The following is a 23,133-nucleotide window of genomic DNA, read 5'->3' as shown; positions in this document are numbered from 1 at the left end:
CGCCTGCCAGACTACTGCCTCATCCAGGCAGCTCGGGCCGCCGTTCAGGTCCCCGTTGCCCAGCTACGGGTGGATGCCAGTGCCTGGTCCAGCAGGTCGTCGTCGATGAAGCCCTGGGTGCGCGCGGAGAACAGCCCGTTGACCGCAGCCCAGGTGGCCGCGGTGCGGGCCAGGTCGCCGTGTTCGCCCACCGCGCGCACCAGGACCGCGGCGATGCGTTCGCCGAAGTCGCGGCGGATGTCGTCGAATCGGGCCGACGGGCTCAGGGCGTCGGCGAGAGCGATGAGTCGGAAGGCCAGCTGGTCGTCGTCGCGGTGGAATCGCACGTAGGCGTCGAACACCTCCCCGGCGCGGTCCTCAGGGGTGCAGCGGCGCACGGCCTCGTCGATGATGTGTTCGTTGGCCACCACGGCCTGATCGGCCAGCGCCAGGTAGATGTCCTGTTTGCCGCCGGGGAAGTTCTCGTAGATGGTGCTGACCGACACCTCGGCGTGGGTGGCGATGTCGGCGATGGTGGCGGCTTGATACCCGCGTTCCTCGAACAAGGTGCGCGCGGCGGTACATACTGCGGCCACGGTTCGCTGGCGTCGACGGTCGGTGGCGGCCATGACAGAAACCGTAATCAGGTTCCGGTTCCGGAACAAGGTTATGGTTCCCGATTTTGATTGATAGGAATGTCAGATGGCTTCCAAGACTGTCTTCATCACCGGCGCTGCTGCTGGTATCGGCCGCAAAGCGGCTGTGTCGTTCGCGCGTAAGGGCTACACCGTCGGCGGCTACGACATCGACGAGGTGGGGTTGAAGTCCCTCAAGGACGAGATCGAGGACCTCGGCGGCACCGCCGTGGTCGGTCACCTCAACGTCACCGACGCCGACGAGTTCGCCGAACGGCTCGCCGAGTTCACCGCGACCACCGGTGGTCGGCTGGATGTGCTGGTCAACAACGCCGGCATCCTGGTTGCGGGCAAGTTCGAAGAGCTGAAGATCGCCACCATCCACCGCGAGATCGACATCAACACCAAGGGTGTGGCCAACGGTCTGCACGCTGCGTTCCCGTACCTGAAGGCGACCAAGGGGTCGGTGGCGATCAGTATGGCGTCGGCGTCGGCCATCTACGGTCAGGCCGAGTTGGCCAGCTACAGCGCGACCAAGCACTACGTGCGAGCCATCACCGAGGCGCTGGACATCGAGTGGGGGAGCTACGGCATCCGGCTGGCCGCCATCTGGCCGCTGTACGTGCAGACCGCGATGACCGAGAACATCAAGACCGGCACCACCGATTCGCTGGGCATCAAGCTGGGCCCGCAGGATGTGGCCGATGTGATCGTCAAGGCCGCCGAGCCGGGGCTTTACAGCAAGCTGACCCACCAGATCCACTGGACCGTGGGCACCCAGACCGCGTTGCTGGCCATGGGTTCACGTTTCTCCCCGATCTGGCTGACCCGCCTGGTCAACAAGCGTCTCGCCCACGGCGGACACTGATCGCCTCAGAACAGTGTGGCGGGCTCGTGGTCGTCGGCCGATGCAGCCACCGGTCCGGGGGCGCTGGATTCGCCGGATTCCTGAGCCGCGCGCGCAGCCTGACCGGCCAGTTCGTCGGCCATCTCGTTGAACTCGTCGCCCACGTGCCCGCGTACCCAGCGAAACCGGACCGGACCTTCACGCTCGGTGATGGCTTCGTCGATGGCCCGGATCAGCTCCACGTTCTTCACCGGCGAACCCGACGCAGTGCGCCAATTCTTGCGCTTCCAGCCCGGCAGCCACTCGGTGGCGCATTTGATCGCGTACTGCGAATCGGACTCCACCAACATCGGCTCGGCCCCGGGGTGGGCGGTGATCGCCTCGTAGATGGCGCGGAGCTCGGCAATCTGGTTGGTGCCGACCGGTTCTCCGCCACTGGCGGTGGGGCCGGTGTGATCCACCCACGCCCAACCGATCGCCCCGCCTGGGTTGCGTAGGCAGGAGCCGTCGGTGCTGACGATGATCACAGGTCCACCATACGGGCCTGATCGGACAACGCCGGGGATCGACGAAAGTTGTGCGCCTGTACATCTGGGCGTTGAAAGCTACCCGCCGGTAACTCGATCACACCAATCAGGCTGCTGATCTTGGCATTTGGTTGCAAACTATCCCCATGTACAGGTGATTTCGATCATGCGTTCGAGGGGGGATGGCCAGGTATCGATTCGGCTTCGATGGGGCCCTCGGCGGTGCTTCCGGCCGATGCGCCCGACGCCCTGCTGCTCGAACTGCGCCGTGCCACAGCAGGTCTGGCCTACCTCGAGTGGACGCGCTACCGCCATCCCGCCGTCAGGCCGAGCGGGTACCCAACCGCCACAACCCGCAGTTCTGGACCCAACGCACCCGCCGGGCGCCCCAGGACGACGAATCTGATCCGCCGAATTGATCGCTAGCCTTGACCCATGACCACTGCGTTCCGGTTGGAGAACACGTTCGCCCGTGACCTCGAGGGCTTGTTCGTGCCCAGCGCAGGGGAGCCGGCTCCCGATCCGCAGGTGGTCGTGCTCAACACCACCCTCGCCACCGAACTCGGCCTCGACCCTGATGCCGTGGGCACCCGGGCCGGCGCTGAGGTGCTGACCGGCGCGCGGGCGCCGGAAGGTTCCACACCGATCGCGATGGCGTATGCCGGGCATCAGTTCGGGGGCTATCAGCCGCTTCTCGGTGACGGTCGGGCACTGCTGCTCGGCGAGCTGATCGACACCGACGGCAACCGGCGTGACCTGCATCTGAAGGGGTCGGGGGCCACCCGTTTCTCGCGGGGCGGCGACGGTCGCGCGGCGCTTGGGCCCATGCTGCGCGAATACCTGATCTCCGAGGCCATGCACGCCCTGGGCATTCCCACCACCCGCGCGCTGGCGGTCACCGCCACCGGGGAGGCGGTGCAACGCGATGCGCAAGAGCCCGGTGCGGTGCTGGCGCGGGTCGCCGCCAGCCACATTCGGGTGGGCACCTTCGAGTTCGCGGTGCGGCAGCGAGATCCGCTGGCGCGCTTGGCCGACTACGCCATCGCCCGGCACTATCCGCAGCTGGTCGATTCCGAACCGGCCGAGAAGTACGTCCGCTTCTTCGACGCCGTCGTCGACCGGCAGGCCCACCTGGTGGCGCAGTGGATGTCCGTCGGATTCATCCACGGTGTCCTCAACACCGACAACACCACCATCTCCGGTGAGACCATCGACTACGGCCCGTGCGCCTTCCTCGACGCACACGACCCGGCGACAGTGTTCAGCTCCATCGACATCAACGGCCGCTACGCCTACGGAGCGCAGCCGGTCATCATCGGTTGGAACTTGTCGCGCTTCGCCGAGACCCTCATCCCGCTGGTCGCCGCGGCGCGCGGCGACGACGTGCAGTCCGCAGTGCAGGCCTTGACCGCAGTGTTGGAGACCTACCTCGACCGATACTCCACCGCCCACCATCGGTTACTGCGCGCCAAGATCGGTGTGCCCGAGCATCCCGCCGCAGATCAGCTCGCCGACGATCTGCTGGCCCTGATGACTGAGCACCGCGCCGATCACACCGCAACCTTTCGGGCGTTGGCCGATGAGCTGCGTGGTGACCCCGCCGCACTGAACGCCGTGATCCCACGTGAGTCGAGCGCAGCATGGGTGGCCCGTTGGCGCGAGTTGCCAGCCGGTGACCCGGTTCAGGTGGCGGCGGCGATGGATGCGGTCAACCCGATCTACATCCCCCGCAACCATCTGGTGGATGCCGCGTTGACCGCGGCCACCGCAGGCGACCTGCAACCGTTCAACGATCTGCTGGCTGCGCTCACCCGCCCGTTCGACGCCGATCCCGCACTGTCCGCCTACGCGGCAGCAGCACCACCTGAGTTCGCCGACCGATTCCAAACGTTCTGCGGGACGTGATCACAGCCGAGTGATCCGAGCCTGGGTGCGTGCTGGTACGCGAGTAATCGAAGATGATCTCGGCACCGTCGGTGAACAGTCCTTCGGAGGCCAGCGCGTGCGCGATGCCCATCTTCCTGTCGAGTTGCTCCAAGGCGGGCCGAATCCGCTGAAGTGGAACCCCTGATCTGCGAAGTGCGGCCAAAGCGTAGCCCTCGGCGAGTCCGATGAACGGGATCGAGGGCCCGCGGTGCCCAGGCGTTTGCGAGGTCGGTGACCACGGGGTCGCCTGCCACCCCACGCACGTCGTAACCGCGAGCCCACGTGCGGAAGGTTGATCCGGGAAAGTTGCACGCAGAGTCAATTGTCGCGCACCTCCCCCTGGTGCGGGACGTAGGTCCGACGATCCTGCGGAAATCGTCCGAATAGGTGGCCATCGTGGACACAGTGACCACCGACGGCCGCTCAGCGGACGATCTCAGTGGGAATCGAGGACGTACCGGGCTGCGTTGTGGCCCGGGATGCCGCTCACCCCGCCACCCCGTCGCGCCCCGGCCCCGCAGATGGTGACGTTCGCGTAGCGGGTCTCCACACCCCAGGTGCCCACCTGCTGGGGGGTCTGGGCCCACGGCCACTGCAGTGACCGATGAAATATGTTGCCGCCCGGCAGCCCCACCGAATCCTGTAGATCCTGCGGCGATCTGGCCTCGATGCACAGTTCACCGTTGCCGTCCCGGGCAATGACATCGGTGATCGGTTCGGCCAGAACAGAGTTCAATGACGCCAACGTCTCCTCGGTCGCCCGTCGGCGCGCATCCGATGAGCTGAACACGTCCGGTGGCAGGTGCAGTCCGAAGATGGTGAGGGTGTGCATCCCGTCCAGTTCCGACCCGAGGATCGATCGATCCGACAAAGTGTGGCAATAGATCTCGCAGGGAGCCGGGCTGGGAATCTTGCCTGCCGCCGCCGCAGCATGAGCCGCCTGCAATTGCGTATAACTCTCGTTGATGTGGAAGGTGCCCGAGAACGCCGCCGTCGGGTCCACCGTGGTGTCGCGCAGTCGTGGCAGCCGCGTCAACAGCAGGTTCACCTTCAGCTGAGCGCCCTGCGGCGCGGTCTCGGAATCCATCGGCTCACCGATCAGTGAGCTGAGAACTGTTGGCGCGCAGCCGGCGTGAATCTTCGAACCACGAGCCTCACCACCGTCCCAGGTGACCGTGCCGTCGGTGGGGTCCACGGCGAGCACCCGCGCCGCCGTCAGCAGCGTCGCCCCGGCGTCGGCAGCCGCACGCGCCAGAGCGCCACTGACCGCACCCATCCCACCTACCGGCACATCCCAGTCACCCGTCCCGCCACCGATCAGGTGATAGAGCAGGCAGATGTTCTGCCGCAACGACTGATCGTGCAGATCGGCGAACGTGCCGATCAACGCGTCGGTGGCGACGATCCCGCGCACCACGTCGTCGTCGAACGTCGCCTCCAGCATCTCGCCGAGCGGCCGCTGCACCACCGCACGCCACAACTCGTCGTCGTCGACCTGCGCGCGCATCGCGTCTTCGCTGCGCAACGGCTCCAGCACGGTCGGGAACACCCGCTGCGCCAGCCGCCCCATCCGCTCGTAGAACCGAGTCCACGCCGCGAAATCCCTGGCGCCGCCGGTGGCCTGGGTGAACGAGCGAGCAGTGGCAGCGCGGTCGCCGTTGTCCACCAGGATCCCGCGGGTGGGATCAGCGGGCAGCGGTGTGTACGACGAGTGACGCCGCCGCACCAGGCGGAGGTCGAGATCGAGGTCGGCCATGATCTGCCGCGGCATCAGCGACACCAGATACGAGTACCGCGACAGCCGCGCAGGCAGACCCGAGAACGGCTCGGCCGACACCGTGGCGCCACCGAGATGATCCGAGCGCTCCAGCACCAGCACCCGCCGCCCGGCCCGCGCCAGATACGCCGCAGTGGTCAGGCCGTTGTGTCCGGCGCCGATGACGATGTCGTCGTAGTGCTGCACCCACATCACGCTACCGACCGAGCGTTCGGACACCCGCCGCCACCACGCCGTTCGCCGTGCTACTAGGTTGGTGACCATGACCCTCGATCCGTACGCCGCCCGCCCGGCCTGGCGCGACTACGGACGGTCCGACCTGCCCATTCCGCTGGCCGCAGCCCTGTCGGCGTTCGCCGATCACGGCTACCACGGCACCTCGGTCCGCGAGATCGCCGGCCGCGCGGGTCTCTCGGTGCCCGGTCTCTACCACCACTACCCGTCCAAGCAGTCCATGCTGCAGGGTCTGCTGGAGATGAGCATGGACGACCTGCTGTGGCGCTCCGAGCAGTCGATCGCCGCGGCAGGACCCGAACCGATCGACCGGCTCGACGCGGTGGTCACCACCCTGCTCGAGTTCCACATGTACCGCCGTGAGCAGGCGTTCATCGGTTCCAGCGAGATCCGTAGCCTCGACGCCGACTACCGGCCCGTCTACACCGCCAAGCGGCGGCGCCAGCAGCAGATGGTCGACGAGATCGTCGTCGACGGCGCGCAGCGTGGGGTGTTCGTCACCGGCGACCCGTACGACACCGGTCGGGCCATCACCACCATGTGTGTCGGAGTGTCCATCTGGTACCGCCCCGACGGTCGCCTGTCGCCGGATGAACTGGTGGACCGCTGGGGCCGCATCGCTCGCGACACCGTCGGCTACGTCGGCGACTCCACCCGACCAGAGATCACGAGTCCTCAGATCGTCCGCCACCGAGACCAAGGAGATGCGCCATGACCATCGACCTTCGCTACAGCGACGAGGTCAACCGCGTGATCACGCAGACCCGCACGTTCATCGACGACTACGTGTTGCCGCTGGAGACCGAGTTCGCCGGCGATCTGACCGCTGCCGGCGGCGACGACCTGCGGTTGGAGATGCAGGCAAAAGCCAAGGCGGCAGGCATCTTTGCCCCTCACGCGCCGGTCGAGTTCGGCGGCTTGGGGTTCAACATGTCCGACCGGGCACCGGTCTTCGAGGCGGCCGGCCGCTCGGTCTTCGGTCCGTTCGCCACCCACATCCACGCCCCGGACGAGGGCAACGTCCACATGCTCGACCACATCGCCTCACCTTCACAGCGTCAGCAGTTCCTGGCCCCGTTGGCCTCCGGTGAGGTGCGGTCGGCGTTCGCCATGACCGAGCCCTCACCCGGCGCCGGGTCAGACCCCTCGGCCCTGGCCACCGCCGCCACCAAGGCCGACGGTGGCTGGAAGATCAACGGCCACAAGTGGTTCATCACCGGCGCCGACGGTGCGTCCTTCTACATCATCATGGCGCGCACCTCCGGTGAGCCGGGAGACCGCGGCGGGGCCACCATGTTCCTGGCCCCCGCCCCCGACCCGGGCATCGAGATCGTCCGTCACATCGGGACCATCGACCGAGCCGGTATCGGTGGGCACTGCGAGGTGAAGTTCACCGACCTGTTCGTCCCCGACGAGAACGTGCTCGGCGAGGTGAACGAGGGGTACCGCTACGCGCAGGTGCGGCTGGGCCCGGCCCGCATGACGCATGTGATGCGCTGGCTGGGTGTGGCCGCCCGCGTGCACGAGGTGGCGCTCGACTATGTCGCGCGCCGAGAAGCGTTCGGTGGTCGGCTCGGTGACCTGGGCATGATCCAACAGATGGTGGCCGACAACGAGATCGACCTGGCCGCCTCGCGGGCCCTGCTGATCAAGGCGTGCCATGAGCTGGACCTGGGGCGCAACGCAGGCGACGAGACCTCCATCGCCAAGACCTTCGCCGCCGAGGCGTACTCGCGAATCGCCGATCGCGCAGTGCAGATGTGCGGCGGCAGCGGCGTCACCGACGACCTGCCCATCGCGCGCCTGCAGCAGGAGCTGCGCCCGTTCCGCATCTACGACGGACCATCGGAGGTGCACCGCTGGGCCATCGCCAAACGTGCCGTGGGGCGCGCCAAGAAGGCCATCGAGGCTGCGGCCCTGTGATGGGCGCACTGCCGGGAATGGATCCCGTTGCCCTGCATGACTTCCTGGTCCGATCCGGCGTGCCGGTGGCGGGCGAATTGACCGTCGAGCTGATCTCCGGGGGTCGGTCCAACCTCACCTTCTCGGCCACCGACGGGGTGAGCCGCTGGGTGGTCCGACGCCCGCCGACCGGGGGGCTCACCCCCTCAGCCCACGACATGAACCGCGAATGGCGGGTCACCACCGCCCTGCAGGACACGGCCGTCCCGGTGGCTCGCACCATCGCCTTCGACGCTGAGGGCAGTGCGCTCGGGGCGCCCTGCACCGTCGTGGAGTTCGTCGACGGCACCGTCATCCGCAGCGCCGCCGACCTCGACGCACTCGACGACGTGACCATCGACCGTAACGTCGACGCATTGATCCGGGTGCTGGCCGACCTCCATGCCGTCGACTACGAAGCCGTGGGGCTCGGCGAGTTCGGTCGCCCCGAGGGCTACTGCGCCCGACAGGTGAAAACCTGGACCCGACAATGGGATCTGGTCAAGACCCGCGAACTGCCCGATGTAGCTCGGCTGGCCGAGCAACTCGCCGAGAACATCCCCGCCGACAGCGCCAACGCGGTGGTGCACGGCGACTTCCGGGTCGACAACACCATCCTCGGCAAGGACGACCCAGGTCGGGTGGAAGCGGTGGTGGACTGGGAGATGTCCACCCTCGGCGACCCGTTGACCGATGTCGCGCTGATGTGTGTCTACCGCGAACCCATCTTCGACCGGGTCATCGGGATGACAGCCGCCTGGACCAGCGACCGGTATCCGGATACCACCGACCTGGCCCAGCGGTATGCCGCCACCGCGGGAAGCGATCTGCGGCACTGGGGTTTTTACCTCGCCCTGGCCAACTTCAAGCTCGGGGTCATCGGCGAGGGCATCACCCACCGGGCCCTGTCGGGTGCATCGTCGGGCGACGGCGCCGAGAAAGCCGCCGAGGCGACCGCGGAGTTCATGGCCGCGGGACTTCGCGCCATCGCGTCAACTGAATGACGTGTTCGGGCCCCAGCTCGGACAATGTCTTCACCCCGAGAAGCTGCATGGTGCGCAGGATCTCGTCACGCAGGATGGTGATCGCCCGGTCGACGCCGCGCTCACCACCGGCCATCAGCCCGTACAGGTAGGCCCGACCGATCAACGTGAAGTCGGCCCCCAGCGCGATGGCGGCCACGATGTCGGCGCCGGAACGGATACCGGTGTCGAGCATGATGGTCAGATCGTCACCGAGCTCGCCGACCACCTGCGGTAACAGGTGAAACGGTACGGGGGCCCGATCCAGTTGGCGCCCACCATGGTTGGACAACACGATCCCGTCCACCCCGGCCTCGGCGCAGGCGCGCGCGTCGGCGAGGGTTTGCACGCCCTTGACCACCACCCGGCCTGGCCATTGCGCGGCAACCCATTTCAGGTCCTCGTAGGTGACGGTCGGGTCGAACATGGAGTTCAGCAACTCCCCGACCGTACCCGACCAGCGGTCGAGGCTGGCGAAGGCCAGTGGCTCGGTGGTGAGGAAGTCGAACCACCACCACGGCCGGGGGATGGCGTTGAGGATGGTCGACGGGGTCAACGCCGGCGGAATCGACATCCCGTTGCGCTTGTCCCGCAGGCGAGCTCCGGCGACCGGCACGTCGACGGTCACCATCAACGTGTCGAAGCCGGAGGCGGCGGCGCGTTCCACCAACGCCATCGACCGGTCCCGGTCCTTCCACATGTAGAGCTGAAACCAGTGTCGGCCGCCGGGGGCTGCGGTGGCCACATCCTCCACCGAGGCGGTTCCCATGGTGGACAACGTGAACGGGATGCCTGCGCGTTGCGCGCAGCGGGCTCCGGCGTACTCGCCTTCGGTCTGCATCATGCGGGTGAACCCGGTGGGTGCGATACCGAACGGCAGTTGCGATGCGCCGCCGAGAACCTCACACGACGCATCCACCTGGGACACGTCGCGCAGAATGGCGGGCCGGAACTCGATGTCTACGAACGCCTGTCGAGCCCGTGCCATCGAGATCTCCGCCTCGGCGCCACCGTCGGTGTAGTCGAATGCCGCGCGCGGGGTGCGACGTCTGGCGATGGTCCGCAGGTCGTCGATGGTCAGCGCGCGCTCGAGCCGCGCGCGGACCCGATCCCGGTCGGGCATCGACATCCGCATCAGCGGCGCAAGCTCTTTCGGCCGCGGGAAACGACGCTTCATCGGCGCACCCGCTCGCCCGAGACGATGCGCGCCTTGATCTTGCTGATCGCATCCTCGGTGACCGACATCGGTGTCCGCTCCACTCCACTGGACTCGTTGAACCGATCCTAAACTCACAGCGGAAGGTAAGCGATGAAGTTCCTCCGAGTGGACATCGCCGGTCTGCGGGTGGGTCCGCCGGTGGCACCCGTCGACTGCGTCCGTTGGACCGCCCCCCACCACGAAGAACCCGACACTTGTTCTGCGGATTCGTGGTGTCCGGCCCGCCGAGGCCCGGCTACTGCGGCGCGGCCACATCGGTGCAGGGGACGTGCCCGATCCGCTGCGCCGAAAGCAACACACGCAGCGCCGCATCGAAACGGGCACCCGCAGGGTATGTTCAGCAGCGCAGACGGTCCGGCTGCTCGATTCGATGTATCCGATTCGAGAGTCGTCGAGCGCATCGCGACGCGATGTGTGAGAGGGAACCCGGTGAAATTCCGGGACTGACCCGCAGCGGTGATCGGAAACGACCGTCGCCACACTCACTGGCCAGAACGATCAGGCTGGGAAGAGGCGTCCAGTAGGTGCACCATGTGCGATGTCCGAGAGTCCGAAGACCTGCCGCCTGTGCCGGATACGCCGTGTCCGGCTGTCGCATCGCCTCGTGGATCGGGCCGGCGGCCGGGTGGCGATGCGTCGTACCTTGGTCGGCTCCGTCGGGCGGTTCGGCTCAGCTGTATCCGAAAGGTATTGCCGTGCACATCGAACCCGGGATCGTCGAAGGTCCCAAAATCATCCTCAGCTACCTGACCGCCGGTGGTGTGGGCGCCGTGGCCGCGCAGCTCGGAATCCGACACGTGCGGGAGCGTGGAATGTCCTCGCTCGCCGTCGGGTCGATGCTGAGCACCGTGGCCGTGTTCGTCTTCTTCCAGATCTTTCCGCATGTGCCCGTTGGGGTCTCAGAAGTGCACCTGATACTCGGGTCCACTCTGTTCCTCATCTTCGGCGCGGCTCCGGCAGCGGTGGGACTGGCCGCCGGGCTCTTGGTCCAGGGCGTGTTCTTCGCCCCGTTCGACCTACCCCAGTACGGGATGAACGTGACCACCCTGCTGGTGCCACTGTTCACCATAGGGCTGGTCGCCAAGCGCGTGATCCCTGCCCAGCGGGCGTACGTTGACCTGACTTACCGTCAGGTACTTGCTCTTTCGAGCACCTATCAGGCGGGCATCGTCGGCTGGGTGACGTTCTGGGCTCTCTACGGAGAGGGTGTCAGTGCCTCGACGTTGGCCGCCATCGCCACCTTTGGTCTGGCGTATCTGACGGTGATCCTCATCGAACCACTCGCCGATCTCGCGGTGCTGGCCGCAGCGAAGTGGGCGCGGCGTCTTGTCGACAACCCGATTACCGAGCGGCGATTGTTCGCCGCCGCCTGAGCGTTGCGGGCCTCAGCGGAACGTCATCAGGGTGCGATCAGCGGCCACATCCACATGGGTGTGGTCGTTGATCGACACCACCGAGATCCCCGATCGGCCGCACAGAAGTTTGCTGATCGAGGTGTTGATCATGGTTCGCGACAGCGTGATCCACCGCTCGTCATCGAGTCCCCATATCGTTGCGATCATCGCGGTGATGGTGCCGGCCGAGGAGAACGCCACCACGGTCTGTCCCGACCCTGCCTGGGCCGCAACGTCATCGAGGGTTGCTGCGCAGCGGGCCCGGTAGTCGGCATATGACCCTCCGCCGTCGATCGTGCCCGCGATCCAGGCCCGCAGACCGTCGTCGAGCCCGGTCTGAAACGCCTTTCCCGACGGCCCCGGGGCCAGGGGATCAGAAGCGGTGGGCTGATCCCTGCGGGATGGTGCAGTGACGGAACCGAGGTCGTATTCGTCGAAACCGGCGTGGACGAGGGGAGTGGCCGCCGCACCGATCTCGGCGAGAGCGAGCGCAGCGGTTTCGCGCTGGCGCGCCAACGCCCCGGACACCGCATGGTCGACCCGCTGCACCCGGGCGGCCAACGACTGCCCGACGCGCACAGCCTGGCGTCTACCGAGTTCGGTCAGCCCACCGGCCGTGTCGTCGAGCGCACCGGATCCGTACGCGCCGGCACGCGCCTGACCGTGGCGTACCAGGTAGAGGACTCCCATCGATCCATGATCACCCACCACTGCGCTGTGAGCGGAATCGGCGCGGTGCCCACCCGACTGTCGCGGCCGCCGACTAGGTTGGAAGAAGTCCGCTGTGGAACGAGATCTGGGAGGCATCGATGGGCGATCTTCGGGTGGTGTCGAGTGCACTCGCGACCGAGACCCGCGACGCCCCGGCTTCCGACACCAAGGTTGCAGACACCGGGCCGCTGATGCGTGAGCTGCTCGGTGCGACGCTGCGGTCGGCGCGGTTACGTCAGGAACGCACCCTCAAAGACGTCGCCGACCGCGCTGGGGTCTCGATGACCTACCTCTCGGAGGTGGAACGCGGTCGGAAAGAGGCCTCGTCAGAGGTCATCGGCGCGGTGACTCGGGCGCTCGGTGGCGACCTGATCGACCTGCTCACCGAGATGACCGCGCTGGCTGTGCCCGCCATCGCCCCGCAGGCCCCCGATGGCGATCGCGCCATCCGCGCTGTCGCCTGACGCGGGCTCCAACAGCGCGAGGATGCTCGCGGTGGCGCACGAGGTGAACAACGCGGCCGTGGCCTGCGGATAACTAAGACTGCTCATGGCGCTGCCTTCCGATATCACTGCTCCGTCCGGTGGGACATTGGTGGTATCGCACAGTACCGGTCGTTCGTTACAGGCACGGTCTGCGCGCCTGCGCGAGCTACTTGTCGGGCATCGCGTCGTGCACCAGCAGGGCGATCTGCACGCGGTTGTTCATCTGCAACTTGTCGAGAATGTGCGATATGTGGCTTTTCACCGTGGCCACCGTGACGAACAACTCCCGAGCGATGTCGGCGTTGGACAACCCCTGCGCCACGGCCTCGGCCACCCGCTGTTCGCTGGGGGTCAGGGTCTCCAGGGCCGCGCAGGCACGCGCCCCACGATCATCACGTTCGGGATCGGTGACCTGGGTGATCAACTGTCGGGTCACCGACGGCGACAGGATCGGGTCGCCCGCGGCCACGCTGTGCAGTGCGGCGACGAGTCGGGGCGGTGGGGTGTCCTTGAGGAGGAATCCCGAGGCTCCGGCCCGCAGCGCCCGCATCACCAGATCGTCGGCGTCGAAGGTGGTCAGGATGACGACGTGGGGCGGATCAGGCAGGGCTCGAACGCTTTCGGTGGCCTCCAACCCGTTCATCCCCGGCATGCGGATGTCCATCAGGATCACGTCGGGTGCGGTGGCGGTCACCAGGTCGACCACCGCAGCACCGTCGGCCGCCTCGCCCACGATCTCGATGTCGGGTTCGCCGCTGAGCATCGTCTTCAGTCCTGCGCGCACCAACCATTCGTCGTCGACCAGGAGCAATCGGATGGTGTCGGTTGTGCGATCAGACGCCTCGTTCACTGACAATGCCTCTCTCCCATGGCAATCGGGCGCACAGCACGAATCGGTGTTCGATCACGCCGTGGGTCAGGGTGCCGCCGGCCAGCGTCACCCGCTCGTTCAATCCGGTCAAACCTGTTCCGGTGCCTGGGATCTCGGATCGGGTGAGGGTCCCGTTGAGTGGTTGGCTGACCACCACCTCGATGCCCCGTCCTGGCCCACCGCGGATCTCCAGGGTGACCGGTACCGGCCCACCGTGTTTCCGCGCGTTGGTCAAGCCTTCCTGTACGACGCGATACACCGCGCGCCCCACCACCCCAGGCACCTCGCGCGGTGCGTCGACCTCCACGGTGGCATGGACCGCGTTGCCGGCCTCACGCGCTTCCTCGACCAGCGCCGGGATGCGGGCAACCGAGGTGGCCTGTTGTGCCAGATCGTCGGAGTCGTTGCGCAGCATGCCGATCACGTCGCGCAGGTCCTCCAGCATCTGGTGGACACCGCTGCGGATCACCCCGGCAGCGCGAGCGATCTCCTCGGGCGGCGCGTCGGGCCGGTACTCCAGTGCCCCGGCGTGCACCGACAGCAGGCTCATCCGGTGGGCCAACACGTCGTGCATCTCGCGGGCGAGTCGTTCGCGTTCGGTGGCGCGGGTGGCCACGGCACGTTCTCGCTGCTCGGCCTCGGCGCGCCTGGCCCGCTCGGCCAACGCCAGCAGCAGTTGTCGTCGGTTGCGCACCGAGGTTCCCCACGCCACCGCGACGCCCACGCTCAAGATGGTGAACGCGGTGACCGTGATCAGGGGCTGCGGGCTGCCGAAGATGAGGGTGTAGCCCAGGGTGGTGCCGATCGCCCCGACCGCCACCGGGATCGCATACCGCAGCGGCCGGTGCACGGCGAGGCTGAACAGGGCCACGTACGCCGCACCGCCCGCGCCCGCGAGAGGAAGCGCGAGCACGACGAGGACGACCGCGATCGGCAGCGGCCACCGCCGTCGCCACAGCAGGGCGATCGAGGTCCCGAACAACCCGATGAGGTTGACCGCCACCACCCAGTTCGGCCAATCCCGGCTGTCGAGGAGTTCCAGGAGACCGATCAGCCCGATACCCAGCGCAAAGAGCACCATCAGCCCGTCGACGATGTGGTCTCGCACCGAACGTCGCCCGACCAGCGGGTGCGGATCGTTGCTCAGCTCGGCGCGCACCTCGCCCGGCAGCCAGCGGCCACTGCGGCTGACGCGGCGGGTCAGGTTCTCGGAGACGGCAGACATCGTGGGGACCATAGTGGTCCATCGACGGCGGCCGCCGCATCCGGCAGAAGTACGACGTCGAGCGCACTCGCCGTCGCGCGCTGTCTCAGCGTGAGGGTGGGCGCTGCGGCAGGCCGAATCGGGCGAACATCGCCTCGGCGTCGTCGAAGAAGGCCACCACGTGGCGCACCTGTCCGTCGGTGGTCAGATCGAGCACCTGGAGTTGGAACGGTCGGTGCTGCCCGTCCTCGCCTCGCATGTAGAGGCCGAATGCGGGCTGGCCGTTGGCGACGGTGGGCACCAGGATCTGGTCGCCGGGCGCACTGGCCGGGCAGTTGCCGCGGATCAGGGTCCCGATCTGCTCGCCACCTCGGTACCACCCGGTGAAGGGTGGCATCTCCCAGATGGCGTCGGTGGTGAACATCGACACGATCGCCTCCACGTCGTACTCCTCGAATGCGGCGACCCAACGGGCAAGGGTGGCGCGGGTGGTGGCGTCGCTGGGTTCGCACTGGGCGTCGTGGTCAGGGTCGACCTCACGCAGGGTGGCCCGCGCTCGCTGCAGCAGGCTGTTCACCGAGGCCACGCTCAGCCCGACGGTGTCGGCTACCTCCGATGCCCTCCACGCCAGCACATCTCGCAGGATCAGCACCGCGCGTTGTCGAGCGGGGAGATGTTGCAGCGCGGCGACGAAAGCCAATCGGATGGACTCGTTGACCCCGATGATCTGGGCCGGGTCATCGCGTTCTGATGGTGCGGCACCGGGAAACGGTTGCAGCCACGGCACTTCGGTGTCGGTGAGCAAGGTGTCGGTGGGGTCGAATGCGTCGGTCCCGAGCCCCGATGGCAGCGGCCGCCGCGACGTCGATTCCAGTGCGCTCAGACACGTGTTGGTGGCGATCCGGTGCAGCCACGTGCGGACCGATGCCCGGCCGTCGAAACCCGCGAACCCGCGCCAGGCACGCAGATACGTCTCCTGGGTCAGATCCTCGGCATCGTGGTGGGAGCCCATCATCCGATAGCAGTGCGCGGTGATCTCGCGGCGCAGCGGTTCGGTGGCGAGTAGGAAGTCGGCATCGGTGGTGGATGGACGCGGATCGTTCTGCACGCTCATGCGGACACGGTAGGTGACGTCGTGGGAAACGGGCTGACGATCAACCGATTTCGTCGTGTTGAATGGTGTGGTGGGCAACGGGGCGCGGACGGCAGTGCGCGTGCTGGCCGTCGTCGCGGTGACCGTGATCATCACCGTCGTGTTCGACCAGGTTCGCAGCGTGAACCCGATCGACTGGGTGGTCTATCGCTACGGCTCGGCCGGGGCTTGGCGAGGCGAGGACATCTACGCGGCAGGGTTGCGGGGCGCGTTGATCGGGCAGCCCGACGGGATGCCGTTCACCTACCCGCCGTTTGCCGCCATCGTGCTGTGGCCCACGAACCTCTTCGGCATGACCCTCGGCGCGACGGTGTGGACGGCGCTGTCGGTGCTGTTGGTGCTGGCGCTGGTCCACCTGTCCGTGCCGGCGAACGTTGCGCGTCGGGACCTGATGGTCGCGATCGCCTGGATCGCCGCTTGCGCCACCACCGTGGTCTCCATTCACCTGTCGTTCGGGCAGATCAACCTTCTGCTGGCGGTGTTGGTGGTCGCCGACATCGGCCGGTCGGATCGGGTGCTGGCGTTTCTGCCGCGCGGTGTGCTGGTGGGGCTGGCGGCCGCGATCAAACTGACCCCGCTGGTGTTCTTCGCCTACCTGGCCGGCACCCGGCAGTGGCGCACGCTCGGGGCGGCCACCGTGACGTTCGGCGGCGCGGCTGCGGTGGCGTTTGCGATCGCACCGCGCATGTCGATGACGTTCTGGACCGACTCACTGTGGCACCTGGACTCCACCGTCGCGCTGGGAGCAGGTCTGGGCACGCCCTCGAACTCGAGCCTGACCGGCCTGTTCGTCACGATCGGGCTGCCCGGTGCGGTCGCGACCGCGATCCTCGGGATCGTCGCGGTGCTCGGGGCGTGGGCGGCGCTGCGGGTGTACCGCATCCGCGGTCACCTCGCGGGGGTGGTGGTCGCCGGGATCGTGGGCTGCCTCATCTCGCCGGTCAGTTGGATCCACCACTGGGTCTTCTTGATCCCGGCTGCCATCCTCGTCGCCGCCGACCGACGGTGGGCGGCCCGGGGCGCGGTGGTGTCAGCGACGGTGGTCGCGATTGTCACCTGGCCCCGGGCCGGCGACCGTCTACTCGACGGTCACGACGTCTGGCTGCACCCGCTGGGGTGGGCCATCCGCGAGATGCTGATCGGTATGGGCATCGCAGCGGTCGTGGCGCTGCTGTACCCGCCGCGTCAGACGGCGGCCGAGGTGTCGGCGGCTTCGAGCTCACGGACCAGGGGCAGCACCTTGGCACCGAAGTACTCGATTTCCTCCTGGAAGTGAAGGAAGCCACCGAGGATGAGGTCTACACCGATCTTCTTGTAGGCCACGATGCGCTCGGCCACCTGCTCGGGCGTGCCGATGAGCTGGGTCTTGAAGCCGTCGTTGTACTGCACGAGGTCCTCGAACTTCGACTCGGCCCACATGCCCTTGCCGTCAGAGGTGGACTTGCCGGCCTGCTGCACGGCATCTCGGAAGCCTTCCACCGCAGGCTTGTTGGCCTTGGCGATGATCTCGCGCAGGGTGTCGTGGGCTTCTTTTTCGGTGTCGCGGGCGATGATGAAACCGTTGAGTCCGAACTTCACCTCCCGCTCGTGCGCCTGGGCCACCGCGCGCAGGTCGTCGAGCTGCTCGACGACGCCGTCGAAGTCCTTGCCGTTGGAGAAGTACCAGTCGGCGTAGCGGCCGCCGTTGTTGCGGGCGGCGGTGGAGTTACCGCCCTGGAACAGTTCAGGATTGGGGCGCTCGGGGGTGTTGAGCGGCTTGGGCTTGAGCGTGAAATCGCGGATGCGGTAGAAGTCACCGGCGTACTCCACGTTGTCTTGCGTCCAGATCTTGCGGATCACCTCGAGGAACTCGGCGCTGCGCCGGTACCGTTCGTCGTGCTCCAACCACGGCTCACCCAGAGCCCGGAATTCGCCTGCGAACCAACCAGATACGACGTTGATGGCGAAACGTCCGTTCGACAGGTGATCGGCGGTGGCGCCCAGCTTGGCCAGCACGGCCGGGTGCCACAGCCCCGGGTGCACCGCGGCGATCACCTTGAGGCGCTCGGTGGCCCCGAGCAGCGCCAGGCTGAACGAGGTGGACTCGTGCTGGTACTCGGCGCCGTAGGAGGCCATGTAGCGCACCTGCGACAGGGCGTAGTCGAAGCCGTTGTTCTCTGCGGTCTGCGCGAGCTTCTTGTTGTACTCGAAGTCCCAGCTGGTGCGCTGCTCGATGTCGCTGGTCACCAGGCCGCCGCTGACGTTGGGTACCCAGTAGGCGAACTTGATCTGATCAGAGATCTTCTCCGTGGTCATTGTCGTTCTCTCTCTCGGTGTTTCGATAGGGGTGGTTGGTGGGGCCTCAGGACGCGGGGGTGGGTTCCAGGTCGGGTAGGAAGGCTCCGCGGACCGGTTCGGTGGTGTTCTCGGACGTGCCCAGCAGGCCGCGTCGCGCCAGCGCCGGGCGCACCCCGTCGCCCACATGGAAGGCCTCTTCGACGTGCGGATATCCCGACAGGATGAAGTGGTCGAGCCCCAGCGCCGCGTACTCGGCGATCCGATCGGCCACCTCGTCGTAGGAGCCGACCAGCGCGGTGCCCGCACCGCCGCGCACCAGGCCCACGCCGCTCCACAGGTTGGGGTGGATCTCCAGTGATCGGGCGTCGCGGGACTGCGAGTAGTCGGCACCGCCGCCGTGCAGCTCACGCATGCGGCGCTGCCCCTCCGATTCCGACTTGGCAAGGGCCGCTTGGGCATCGGCCACGCGCGCGGGATCGAGGCCGGCCAGCAGCCGGTCGGCCTCGGCCCACGCTGCCTGCGATGTCTCACGGGCGATGATGTGCAGTCGGATTCCGTAGGTGAGGGTGCGATCGTGGGCAGCGGCCAGACCACGGATCCACTTCAGTTTCTCGGCCACCGCAGCGGGAGCCTCACCCCAGGTCAGGTAGGTGTCGGCGAACCGTGACGCCACCGCCCCTGCCGCCGGTGACGATCCCCCGAAGAACACCGGTGGCACCGTCTCCGGGCGGCGAGCCAGGAACGCGTCGTCCACGCGCAGGTGTTTGCCGTTGAACGAGAACGGTTCTGGGGTCGTCCACAGCCGTCGCACGATGTCGAGGAACTCCCCGCAGCGCTCGTAGCGGGCGTCCTTGGCCAGGTAGTCGCCGTAGGCGCGCTGCTCGATCGACTCGCCCCCGGTGACGACGTTGATCAGCAATCGGCCCTTGGACTGCCACTGCATCGTCGAGGCCATCTGTGCCGCCAGCGTCGGACTCGTCAGCCCGGGGCGCAGCGCCACCAGGAACTTCAGGGTCTCGGTGGTCTCCACCAGCATCGCCGTCGACAGCCAGGCGTCCTCACACCACTGTCCGGTGGGGGTCAGCACCGCCTCGAAGCCATTGATCTCCGCCGCTCCGGCCAGTTGCTTGAGGTAGCGCAGGTCGGCGGTGCGATCGCCGGTCATCGTCGAGCCGTGACCCCCGGCCATCAGGTTCCGGGAATCCCCGTAGGTCGGCAGGAACCAGTGCAGGTGAAGCGACACGACCACCCTTTCGTCAGCGTCCGCGCAGTACAGCGGACGCACCCGTCTTCGGCCATCCAGTGTCGTATGGCGCGGTGAGGTGATGCCGGGTTGTAATCGGGGTGATCGCAAGCCAGCGGGTGTGGCCCAGGTCGCATTCGCAGGCCCCGGCGTTGCCAGTGCGTGGCGGCCCTTGCTAGCTTTCGCTCATGCCGAGCACGACGCCCCACATCCCGGAGGTCACCTATGTGATCACCGCGCTGGGTTGCCGTCTGCCCTTCGCTCGCATCCTCTGTCGCACGAGTCTCTGAGCCGACTTTCAGACATTCGCTCCCACACCCCTTCTGACCTGGCGGGTCACCTGTGTTTCGCAGGTCTGGTGTGGCACATTCGACAGGGAAACCCCGCATGACCACCTCGATCAATCACCTGAACACCCGCACTCGTCGTCCCGCGGCGGTCCGGCCGCGACCGACCGGAGCACGGCCTCGCCTCGGAGTGCGTCCGCTGGCCATGGGGTCTGCGGTCGGCCCGCTGACAAGGACCCCGATCATCCACATCGCCACCCCGCAGCTGCACCTGTCGACCAAGCCGTCGGCGGTGGTACTGCGCATCGCCCGCTTGCAGGGCCCCATCTTCCGTGACGATGCCGCAGCTCAGTCCGGGCTCAGCATCTCCACGGTGAACCGGCAGGTCAGCGCGTTGCTGAAGGCCGGTCTGCTGCGTGAGCGCGCCGACCTCGCCCCGGCCGGGGCCATCGGTCGCCCACGCTTGCCGTTCGAGTTGAACTCCTCGGAGTTCCTCACGCTGGGTCTGCACATCGGGCTCAAGGTCACCTCGATCACCACCCACGACCTGTTCCACCGGGTGGTCGGGGCCATCCAGATCCCCACGCCGGTCGCCGACACCCCCGAGCAGACGCTGGCCGCGATCGGGGTCAGCGCACGCCGGTTCGCATCCCGGTGGCCCAACCAGCGCATCCTGTGGACCGGTGTGGCCATCGGTGGCCGTGTCAACGACGGCGGTCTGGTCGATCATCCTCGCCTGGGGTGGACTCAGGCCCCGGTCGGTCCAGTCCTCGCGCAGGCGCTGGGTATCCCCGTGTCGGTGGCCTCCCACGTCGAGGCGATGGCCGCGGCCGAGTTGCTGGTCAACCCGGACGACGACACCGGCAGCTTCATGTACTTCTACGCCCGCGAGATGGTCGGTGTGGCGTTCACCGTCGAGGGCTCGGTGTACAGCCCGACCGCAGGACCACCGGTCATCGGCCATTTCCCGGCCGGACCCACCACGCTGCTCGACCCGACCACGACCGGGCAGCTCGAACCCGCGGTGAGCGACACCGGGATAGTTGCGGCCGCTCGCGCAGCGGGACTGACCGTGGAGACCGTCGACGACGTACACGCCGCAGCTGCAGCCGACGACCCCACCGCCACCGCGATCCTGTTGGAGCGCGCCGAGGTGCTGGGCCGCGCGGTGTCGCTGATCGCCGACGTGTTCAACCCCGACCACGTGATCTTGGGTGGGCAGGCGTTCACCGATTCGCCGTCCACCCTTCCTGCTGTGGCTCGCGCGGTGCGGGCCACCCCCGCCGCACTGCACCGCGACGTGCGGGTGACCCGCGCGGGCGCCACCGTCCAGCAGCAGGCCGCCGGAGCGGTGTCACTCGATGCGATCTATTCCGATCCGCTGGAGGCGTTGGCGCTGACGGCCTGATCGGTCACCGGATCAGTCCTGTGTGCGCTTGGCGAAGGCGCGGAGGGCGAATGGGGCGATGACCAGGGTGAGGCCCACCGACCACAACACGGTCGCCAGCACCGGGTGGTGTAGCGGTAGCTGCGCGGAGGGCGCTGCCTGCGGTCCGTTACCCCACAGCTCGCGCAGCGCCTGCACCAGCGAGGAGATCGGGTTCCATTCGGCCATCGCCCGCAGCCACGCCGGCATCGGTCCGGTGGGGGCGAAGGTGTTGGCCAGGAACGTGATGGGGAACAGCACGGTGAACATGACACCGTTGACCGCCTCCACCGACTTCAGTGACGAGCCGACCAGGATGCCGAACCAGATCATGGCGAATCCGAACAGCAGGATCAGTGCGAAAGCCAGGATCGCGTGGGCGAACCCGTCGCGGATACGCCAGCCGATGAGCAGCCCCGTCACCGCCATCACGGCGATACCGATCGACGAGTGCATCAGGCTGGCCACGCTGCGTCCGATCAACACCGATGAGCGGGAGATGGGCAGTGACCGGAATCGGTCGACGATGCCCTTGTCGAGATCGGCGGTGATGCCGGTGGCCACCACGAACGCCGAGAAGACGATGGTCTGGCCCATGATGCCCGGCAACAGGAACTCGCGGTAGCTGCCGCCGCCGGTGTTGGTGATCGATGCGCCGAAGACGTAGGCGAACAGCAGCACGAACATGATCGGCTGCACGGTCACGTCGGACAACATCTCTGGCATCCGTTTGGTGTGGATCATGCTGCGCTGCACCATGATCCACGACTGCCGGGCCACACTGGTCTGATGGATCTCGGGGCGGATCAGGGGTTCGCTGGGTCGAGCCTGGGTGGTGGTCATGTCAATGTCTCCACAACGTCGGATGGATGCTCGGTGGGTTCGCTGTCGGTGCGACGGCCCGTGAGGGACAAGAACACGTCGTCGAGGCTGGGGCGGGACAAGCCGATGTCGTCGACTTCGATGCCGCTGTCGGTGAACCAGCCGATGACCCGGTTCATCTCGGCCAACCCGTCGGCGGGGGCGGTGAGACGCCGAGCGCCGGTGTCGACCGACACCTCGTTGCCGGTTTTGCGCAACAACGCCTCGGCGGCTGCGATGTCCTCGGCATGCGAGACCGTCAGCACCAGGCTGGCCTTGCCGGCCTGTTCCTTGAGTTGCAGCGGTGAACCCTGGGCGATGATGCGGCCGTGATCGATGACCACGATGTTGTCGGCCAGCTGATCGGCCTCCTCCAGGTACTGCGTGGTCAACAGTAGGGTGGTGCCCTGCGCCACCAAGCCGCGCAACACGTCCCACAGTTCCGAGCGGCTTCGGGGGTCGAGTCCGGTGGTCGGCTCGTCGAGGAACAACACCGGCGGCGCGGCCAGCAGGGAGACCGCGAGATCGATCCGCCGCCGCATACCGCCCGAGTAGCTTTTGACCGGTCGGTCGGCGGCTTCGGTCAGTGCGAACTGTTCCAACAGCTGGTCACCGATGGCGTGGAGTTGTCTGCGCCCGATGCCGTAGAGCCCGCCGATCATGCGGATGTTCTCTCGCCCGGTGAGCAACTCGTCGACGGTGGCGGCCTGGCCGGTCAGACCCATGCTGCGGCGCACCATGTCGGGCTGGCCGACCACGTCGTAGCCGGCGACCCGGGCGGTGCCGCTGGTGGGTGCGGTCAGCGTGGTCATCATGCGAACGGTGGTGGTCTTGCCCGCCCCGTTGGGGCCGAGCAATCCCAGCACCGTGCCCTGGGGGACGGTGAAGCTGACGCCGTCGACAGCGGTGTGCTCCCCGAACTTCTTGACCAGATCGATGGCCTCGATGGCGGACGTGGATTCGGACATGGGGGACACGCTAGCCCTTCCCTGTGACAAGTGGCGAGGCAGTTTTGGTGGACACACGTGACTGACTCGGGTCGCGCCCAGAACTCATCGCCGTCGCTCTGCGCGCCGTGATTCGCGGGCCTATCGTCAACGGTGCGTATGCGTAT

At 67.3% G+C, this 23,133-nt stretch carries 22 protein-coding genes and 1 riboswitch; of the genes, 9 read left to right on the top strand and 13 right to left on the bottom strand.

What is annotated here, in order from left to right; translation table 11 throughout:
• Positions 1–44: 44 nt before the first annotated feature.
• Positions 45–608 carry a TetR/AcrR family transcriptional regulator gene (locus KIK15_RS12295; RefSeq protein ID WP_214244872.1) on the bottom strand — a complete coding sequence of 188 codons (564 nt, stop codon included), beginning with the start codon at positions 606–608 and terminating at the stop codon, positions 45–47.
• Positions 609–681: 73 nt separating this feature from the next.
• Between KIK15_RS12295 and KIK15_RS12290 the strand changes: the two genes are divergently transcribed.
• Positions 682–1,482, top strand: a complete 801-nt coding sequence (locus tag KIK15_RS12290) for an SDR family oxidoreductase (protein ID WP_214244870.1) — start codon at positions 682–684, stop codon at positions 1,480–1,482.
• 5 nt (positions 1,483–1,487) lie between these two features.
• On the opposite strand, the gene KIK15_RS12285 is transcribed toward KIK15_RS12290, so the two are convergent.
• Positions 1,488–1,988, bottom strand: a complete 501-nt coding sequence (locus KIK15_RS12285) for a ribonuclease H (RefSeq protein ID WP_214244869.1) — start codon at positions 1,986–1,988, stop codon at positions 1,488–1,490.
• A gap of 435 nt (positions 1,989–2,423) precedes the next feature.
• Here KIK15_RS12285 and KIK15_RS12280 point away from each other — a divergent pair, with 435 nt between their 5' ends.
• Positions 2,424–3,893, top strand: a complete 1,470-nt coding sequence (locus KIK15_RS12280; RefSeq protein WP_214244867.1) for a YdiU family protein — start codon at positions 2,424–2,426, stop codon at positions 3,891–3,893.
• Here KIK15_RS12280 and KIK15_RS18905 read toward each other — a convergent pair.
• Positions 3,796–4,173, bottom strand: a complete 378-nt coding sequence (locus tag KIK15_RS18905) for a hypothetical protein (RefSeq protein ID WP_374222850.1) — start codon at positions 4,171–4,173, stop codon at positions 3,796–3,798. The genes KIK15_RS12280 and KIK15_RS18905 overlap by 98 nt on opposite strands.
• A gap of 177 nt (positions 4,174–4,350) precedes the next feature.
• A complete protein-coding gene (locus tag KIK15_RS12275) occupies positions 4,351–5,883 on the bottom strand; it encodes an NAD(P)/FAD-dependent oxidoreductase (protein ID WP_214245288.1) in 1,533 nt (510 codons plus the stop codon).
• Positions 5,884–5,953: 70 nt separating this feature from the next.
• Between KIK15_RS12275 and KIK15_RS12270 the strand changes: the two genes are divergently transcribed.
• Genes KIK15_RS12270 through KIK15_RS12260 form a run of 3 tightly spaced genes read left to right on the top strand, consistent with a single transcriptional unit; the run spans position 5,954 to position 8,870 of the window.
• The gene (locus tag KIK15_RS12270; protein WP_214244865.1) at positions 5,954–6,640 is read left to right on the top strand and encodes a TetR/AcrR family transcriptional regulator; all 687 of its coding nucleotides are present in this window, start codon (positions 5,954–5,956) and stop codon (positions 6,638–6,640) included.
• On the top strand, positions 6,637–7,848 hold the full coding sequence (locus tag KIK15_RS12265) for an acyl-CoA dehydrogenase family protein (RefSeq protein WP_214244863.1): 1,212 nt from the start codon (positions 6,637–6,639) through the stop codon (positions 7,846–7,848). The genes KIK15_RS12270 and KIK15_RS12265 overlap by 4 nt, the downstream gene beginning before the upstream one ends.
• Positions 7,848–8,870: a phosphotransferase family protein gene (locus KIK15_RS12260; protein WP_214244861.1), complete on the top strand. Its 1,023-nt coding sequence runs from the start codon at positions 7,848–7,850 to the stop codon at positions 8,868–8,870. Before KIK15_RS12265 ends, KIK15_RS12260 begins: the two co-directional genes overlap by 1 nt.
• Here the strand turns inward: KIK15_RS12260 and KIK15_RS12255 are convergent.
• Positions 8,830–10,065 (bottom strand): alpha-hydroxy acid oxidase, encoded by a 1,236-nt coding sequence (locus KIK15_RS12255; protein WP_214244859.1) that lies wholly within the window; start codon positions 10,063–10,065, stop codon positions 8,830–8,832. The two genes, KIK15_RS12260 and KIK15_RS12255, sit on opposite strands and share 41 nt — an antisense overlap.
• A gap of 417 nt (positions 10,066–10,482) precedes the next feature.
• A riboswitch (cobalamin riboswitch) is annotated at positions 10,483–10,688 on the top strand.
• A 114-nt stretch (positions 10,689–10,802) separates the two neighbouring features.
• Here KIK15_RS12255 and KIK15_RS12250 point away from each other — a divergent pair.
• Entirely contained in the window at positions 10,803–11,480 is a 678-nt protein-coding gene (locus KIK15_RS12250) for an energy-coupling factor ABC transporter permease (protein WP_214244857.1), read from the top strand.
• 12 nt (positions 11,481–11,492) lie between these two features.
• Here the strand turns inward: KIK15_RS12250 and KIK15_RS12245 are convergent, their stop codons facing one another.
• Positions 11,493–12,191, bottom strand: coding sequence for a histidine phosphatase family protein (locus tag KIK15_RS12245; RefSeq protein ID WP_214244855.1), 699 nt, complete (start codon positions 12,189–12,191; stop codon positions 11,493–11,495).
• A 119-nt stretch (positions 12,192–12,310) separates the two neighbouring features.
• Here KIK15_RS12245 and KIK15_RS12240 point away from each other — a divergent pair, with 119 nt between their 5' ends.
• The gene (locus tag KIK15_RS12240) at positions 12,311–12,676 is read left to right on the top strand and encodes a helix-turn-helix transcriptional regulator (protein WP_214244853.1); all 366 of its coding nucleotides are present in this window, start codon (positions 12,311–12,313) and stop codon (positions 12,674–12,676) included.
• 187 nt (positions 12,677–12,863) lie between these two features.
• On the opposite strand, the gene KIK15_RS12235 is transcribed toward KIK15_RS12240, so the two are convergent.
• From KIK15_RS12235 to KIK15_RS12225, 3 genes are all read right to left on the bottom strand, one after another.
• The gene (locus KIK15_RS12235) at positions 12,864–13,547 is read right to left on the bottom strand and encodes a response regulator transcription factor (protein ID WP_307851868.1); all 684 of its coding nucleotides are present in this window, start codon (positions 13,545–13,547) and stop codon (positions 12,864–12,866) included.
• Entirely contained in the window at positions 13,531–14,793 is a 1,263-nt protein-coding gene (locus KIK15_RS12230) for a sensor histidine kinase (RefSeq protein ID WP_214244851.1), read from the bottom strand. The genes KIK15_RS12235 and KIK15_RS12230 overlap by 17 nt, the downstream gene beginning before the upstream one ends.
• Before the next feature lie 85 nt (positions 14,794–14,878).
• The gene (locus KIK15_RS12225; RefSeq protein ID WP_214244849.1) at positions 14,879–15,886 is read right to left on the bottom strand and encodes a sigma-70 family RNA polymerase sigma factor; all 1,008 of its coding nucleotides are present in this window, start codon (positions 15,884–15,886) and stop codon (positions 14,879–14,881) included.
• A gap of 55 nt (positions 15,887–15,941) precedes the next feature.
• Between KIK15_RS12225 and KIK15_RS12220 the strand changes: the two genes are divergently transcribed.
• On the top strand, positions 15,942–17,201 hold the full coding sequence (locus KIK15_RS12220) for a glycosyltransferase 87 family protein (protein ID WP_214244847.1): 1,260 nt from the start codon (positions 15,942–15,944) through the stop codon (positions 17,199–17,201).
• Here KIK15_RS12220 and sfnG read toward each other — a convergent pair.
• Both sfnG and KIK15_RS12210 read right to left on the bottom strand, forming a co-directional pair.
• Entirely contained in the window at positions 17,111–18,220 is a 1,110-nt protein-coding gene (gene sfnG / locus KIK15_RS12215) for a dimethylsulfone monooxygenase SfnG (RefSeq protein ID WP_214244845.1), read from the bottom strand. The genes KIK15_RS12220 and sfnG overlap by 91 nt on opposite strands.
• A gap of 46 nt (positions 18,221–18,266) precedes the next feature.
• Positions 18,267–19,445, bottom strand: coding sequence for an LLM class flavin-dependent oxidoreductase (locus tag KIK15_RS12210; RefSeq protein ID WP_214244843.1), 1,179 nt, complete (start codon positions 19,443–19,445; stop codon positions 18,267–18,269).
• Between the two features lie 387 nt (positions 19,446–19,832).
• On the opposite strand from KIK15_RS12210, the gene KIK15_RS12205 reads away from it, so the two are divergent.
• The gene (locus tag KIK15_RS12205; RefSeq protein WP_214244840.1) at positions 19,833–21,140 is read left to right on the top strand and encodes an ROK family transcriptional regulator; all 1,308 of its coding nucleotides are present in this window, start codon (positions 19,833–19,835) and stop codon (positions 21,138–21,140) included.
• Positions 21,141–21,152: 12 nt separating this feature from the next.
• On the opposite strand, the gene KIK15_RS12200 is transcribed toward KIK15_RS12205, so the two are convergent.
• Positions 21,153–22,001, bottom strand: coding sequence for an ABC transporter permease (locus KIK15_RS12200; RefSeq protein WP_214244839.1), 849 nt, complete (start codon positions 21,999–22,001; stop codon positions 21,153–21,155).
• Positions 21,998–22,987, bottom strand: coding sequence for an ATP-binding cassette domain-containing protein (locus KIK15_RS12195; RefSeq protein WP_214244837.1), 990 nt, complete (start codon positions 22,985–22,987; stop codon positions 21,998–22,000). The genes KIK15_RS12200 and KIK15_RS12195 overlap by 4 nt, the downstream gene beginning before the upstream one ends.
• Between the last annotated feature and the right edge of the window lie 146 nt (positions 22,988–23,133).

Origin of the sequence: Williamsia sp. CHRR-6 (genome assembly GCF_018474015.1) — a bacterium.
Taxonomy (GTDB): domain Bacteria; phylum Actinomycetota; class Actinomycetes; order Mycobacteriales; family Mycobacteriaceae; genus Williamsia_A.
The sequence above is the reverse complement of the archived record's forward strand: the minus strand, read 5'-3'. Positions and strand labels throughout refer to the sequence as shown.

Excerpts from the sequence above, each read along its gene's own strand:
- KIK15_RS12240 (WP_214244853.1), top strand. The coding sequence starts at position 12,311 with ATGGGCGATCTTCGGGTGGTGTCGAGTGCACTCGCGACCGAGACCCGC.
- KIK15_RS12280 (WP_214244867.1), top strand. The coding sequence starts at position 2,424 with ATGACCACTGCGTTCCGGTTGGAGAACACGTTCGCCCGTGACCTCGAG.
- KIK15_RS12290 (WP_214244870.1), top strand. The coding sequence starts at position 682 with ATGGCTTCCAAGACTGTCTTCATCACCGGCGCTGCTGCTGGTATCGGC.
- KIK15_RS12255 (WP_214244859.1), bottom strand. The coding sequence starts at position 10,065 with ATGAAGCGTCGTTTCCCGCGGCCGAAAGAGCTTGCGCCGCTGATGCGG.
- KIK15_RS12245 (WP_214244855.1), bottom strand. The coding sequence starts at position 12,191 with ATGGGAGTCCTCTACCTGGTACGCCACGGTCAGGCGCGTGCCGGCGCG.
- KIK15_RS12230 (WP_214244851.1), bottom strand. The coding sequence starts at position 14,793 with ATGTCTGCCGTCTCCGAGAACCTGACCCGCCGCGTCAGCCGCAGTGGC.
- KIK15_RS12225 (WP_214244849.1), bottom strand. The coding sequence starts at position 15,886 with ATGAGCGTGCAGAACGATCCGCGTCCATCCACCACCGATGCCGACTTC.
- KIK15_RS12275 (WP_214245288.1), bottom strand. The coding sequence starts at position 5,883 with ATGTGGGTGCAGCACTACGACGACATCGTCATCGGCGCCGGACACAAC.
- KIK15_RS12200 (WP_214244839.1), bottom strand. The coding sequence starts at position 22,001 with ATGACCACCACCCAGGCTCGACCCAGCGAACCCCTGATCCGCCCCGAG.
- KIK15_RS12295 (WP_214244872.1), bottom strand. The coding sequence starts at position 608 with ATGGCCGCCACCGACCGTCGACGCCAGCGAACCGTGGCCGCAGTATGT.
- KIK15_RS12265 (WP_214244863.1), top strand. The coding sequence starts at position 6,637 with ATGACCATCGACCTTCGCTACAGCGACGAGGTCAACCGCGTGATCACG.
- KIK15_RS12205 (WP_214244840.1), top strand. The coding sequence starts at position 19,833 with ATGACCACCTCGATCAATCACCTGAACACCCGCACTCGTCGTCCCGCG.
- KIK15_RS12195 (WP_214244837.1), bottom strand. The coding sequence starts at position 22,987 with ATGTCCGAATCCACGTCCGCCATCGAGGCCATCGATCTGGTCAAGAAG.
- KIK15_RS12260 (WP_214244861.1), top strand. The coding sequence starts at position 7,848 with ATGGGCGCACTGCCGGGAATGGATCCCGTTGCCCTGCATGACTTCCTG.
- KIK15_RS12270 (WP_214244865.1), top strand. The coding sequence starts at position 5,954 with ATGACCCTCGATCCGTACGCCGCCCGCCCGGCCTGGCGCGACTACGGA.
- sfnG (WP_214244845.1), bottom strand. The coding sequence starts at position 18,220 with ATGACCACGGAGAAGATCTCTGATCAGATCAAGTTCGCCTACTGGGTA.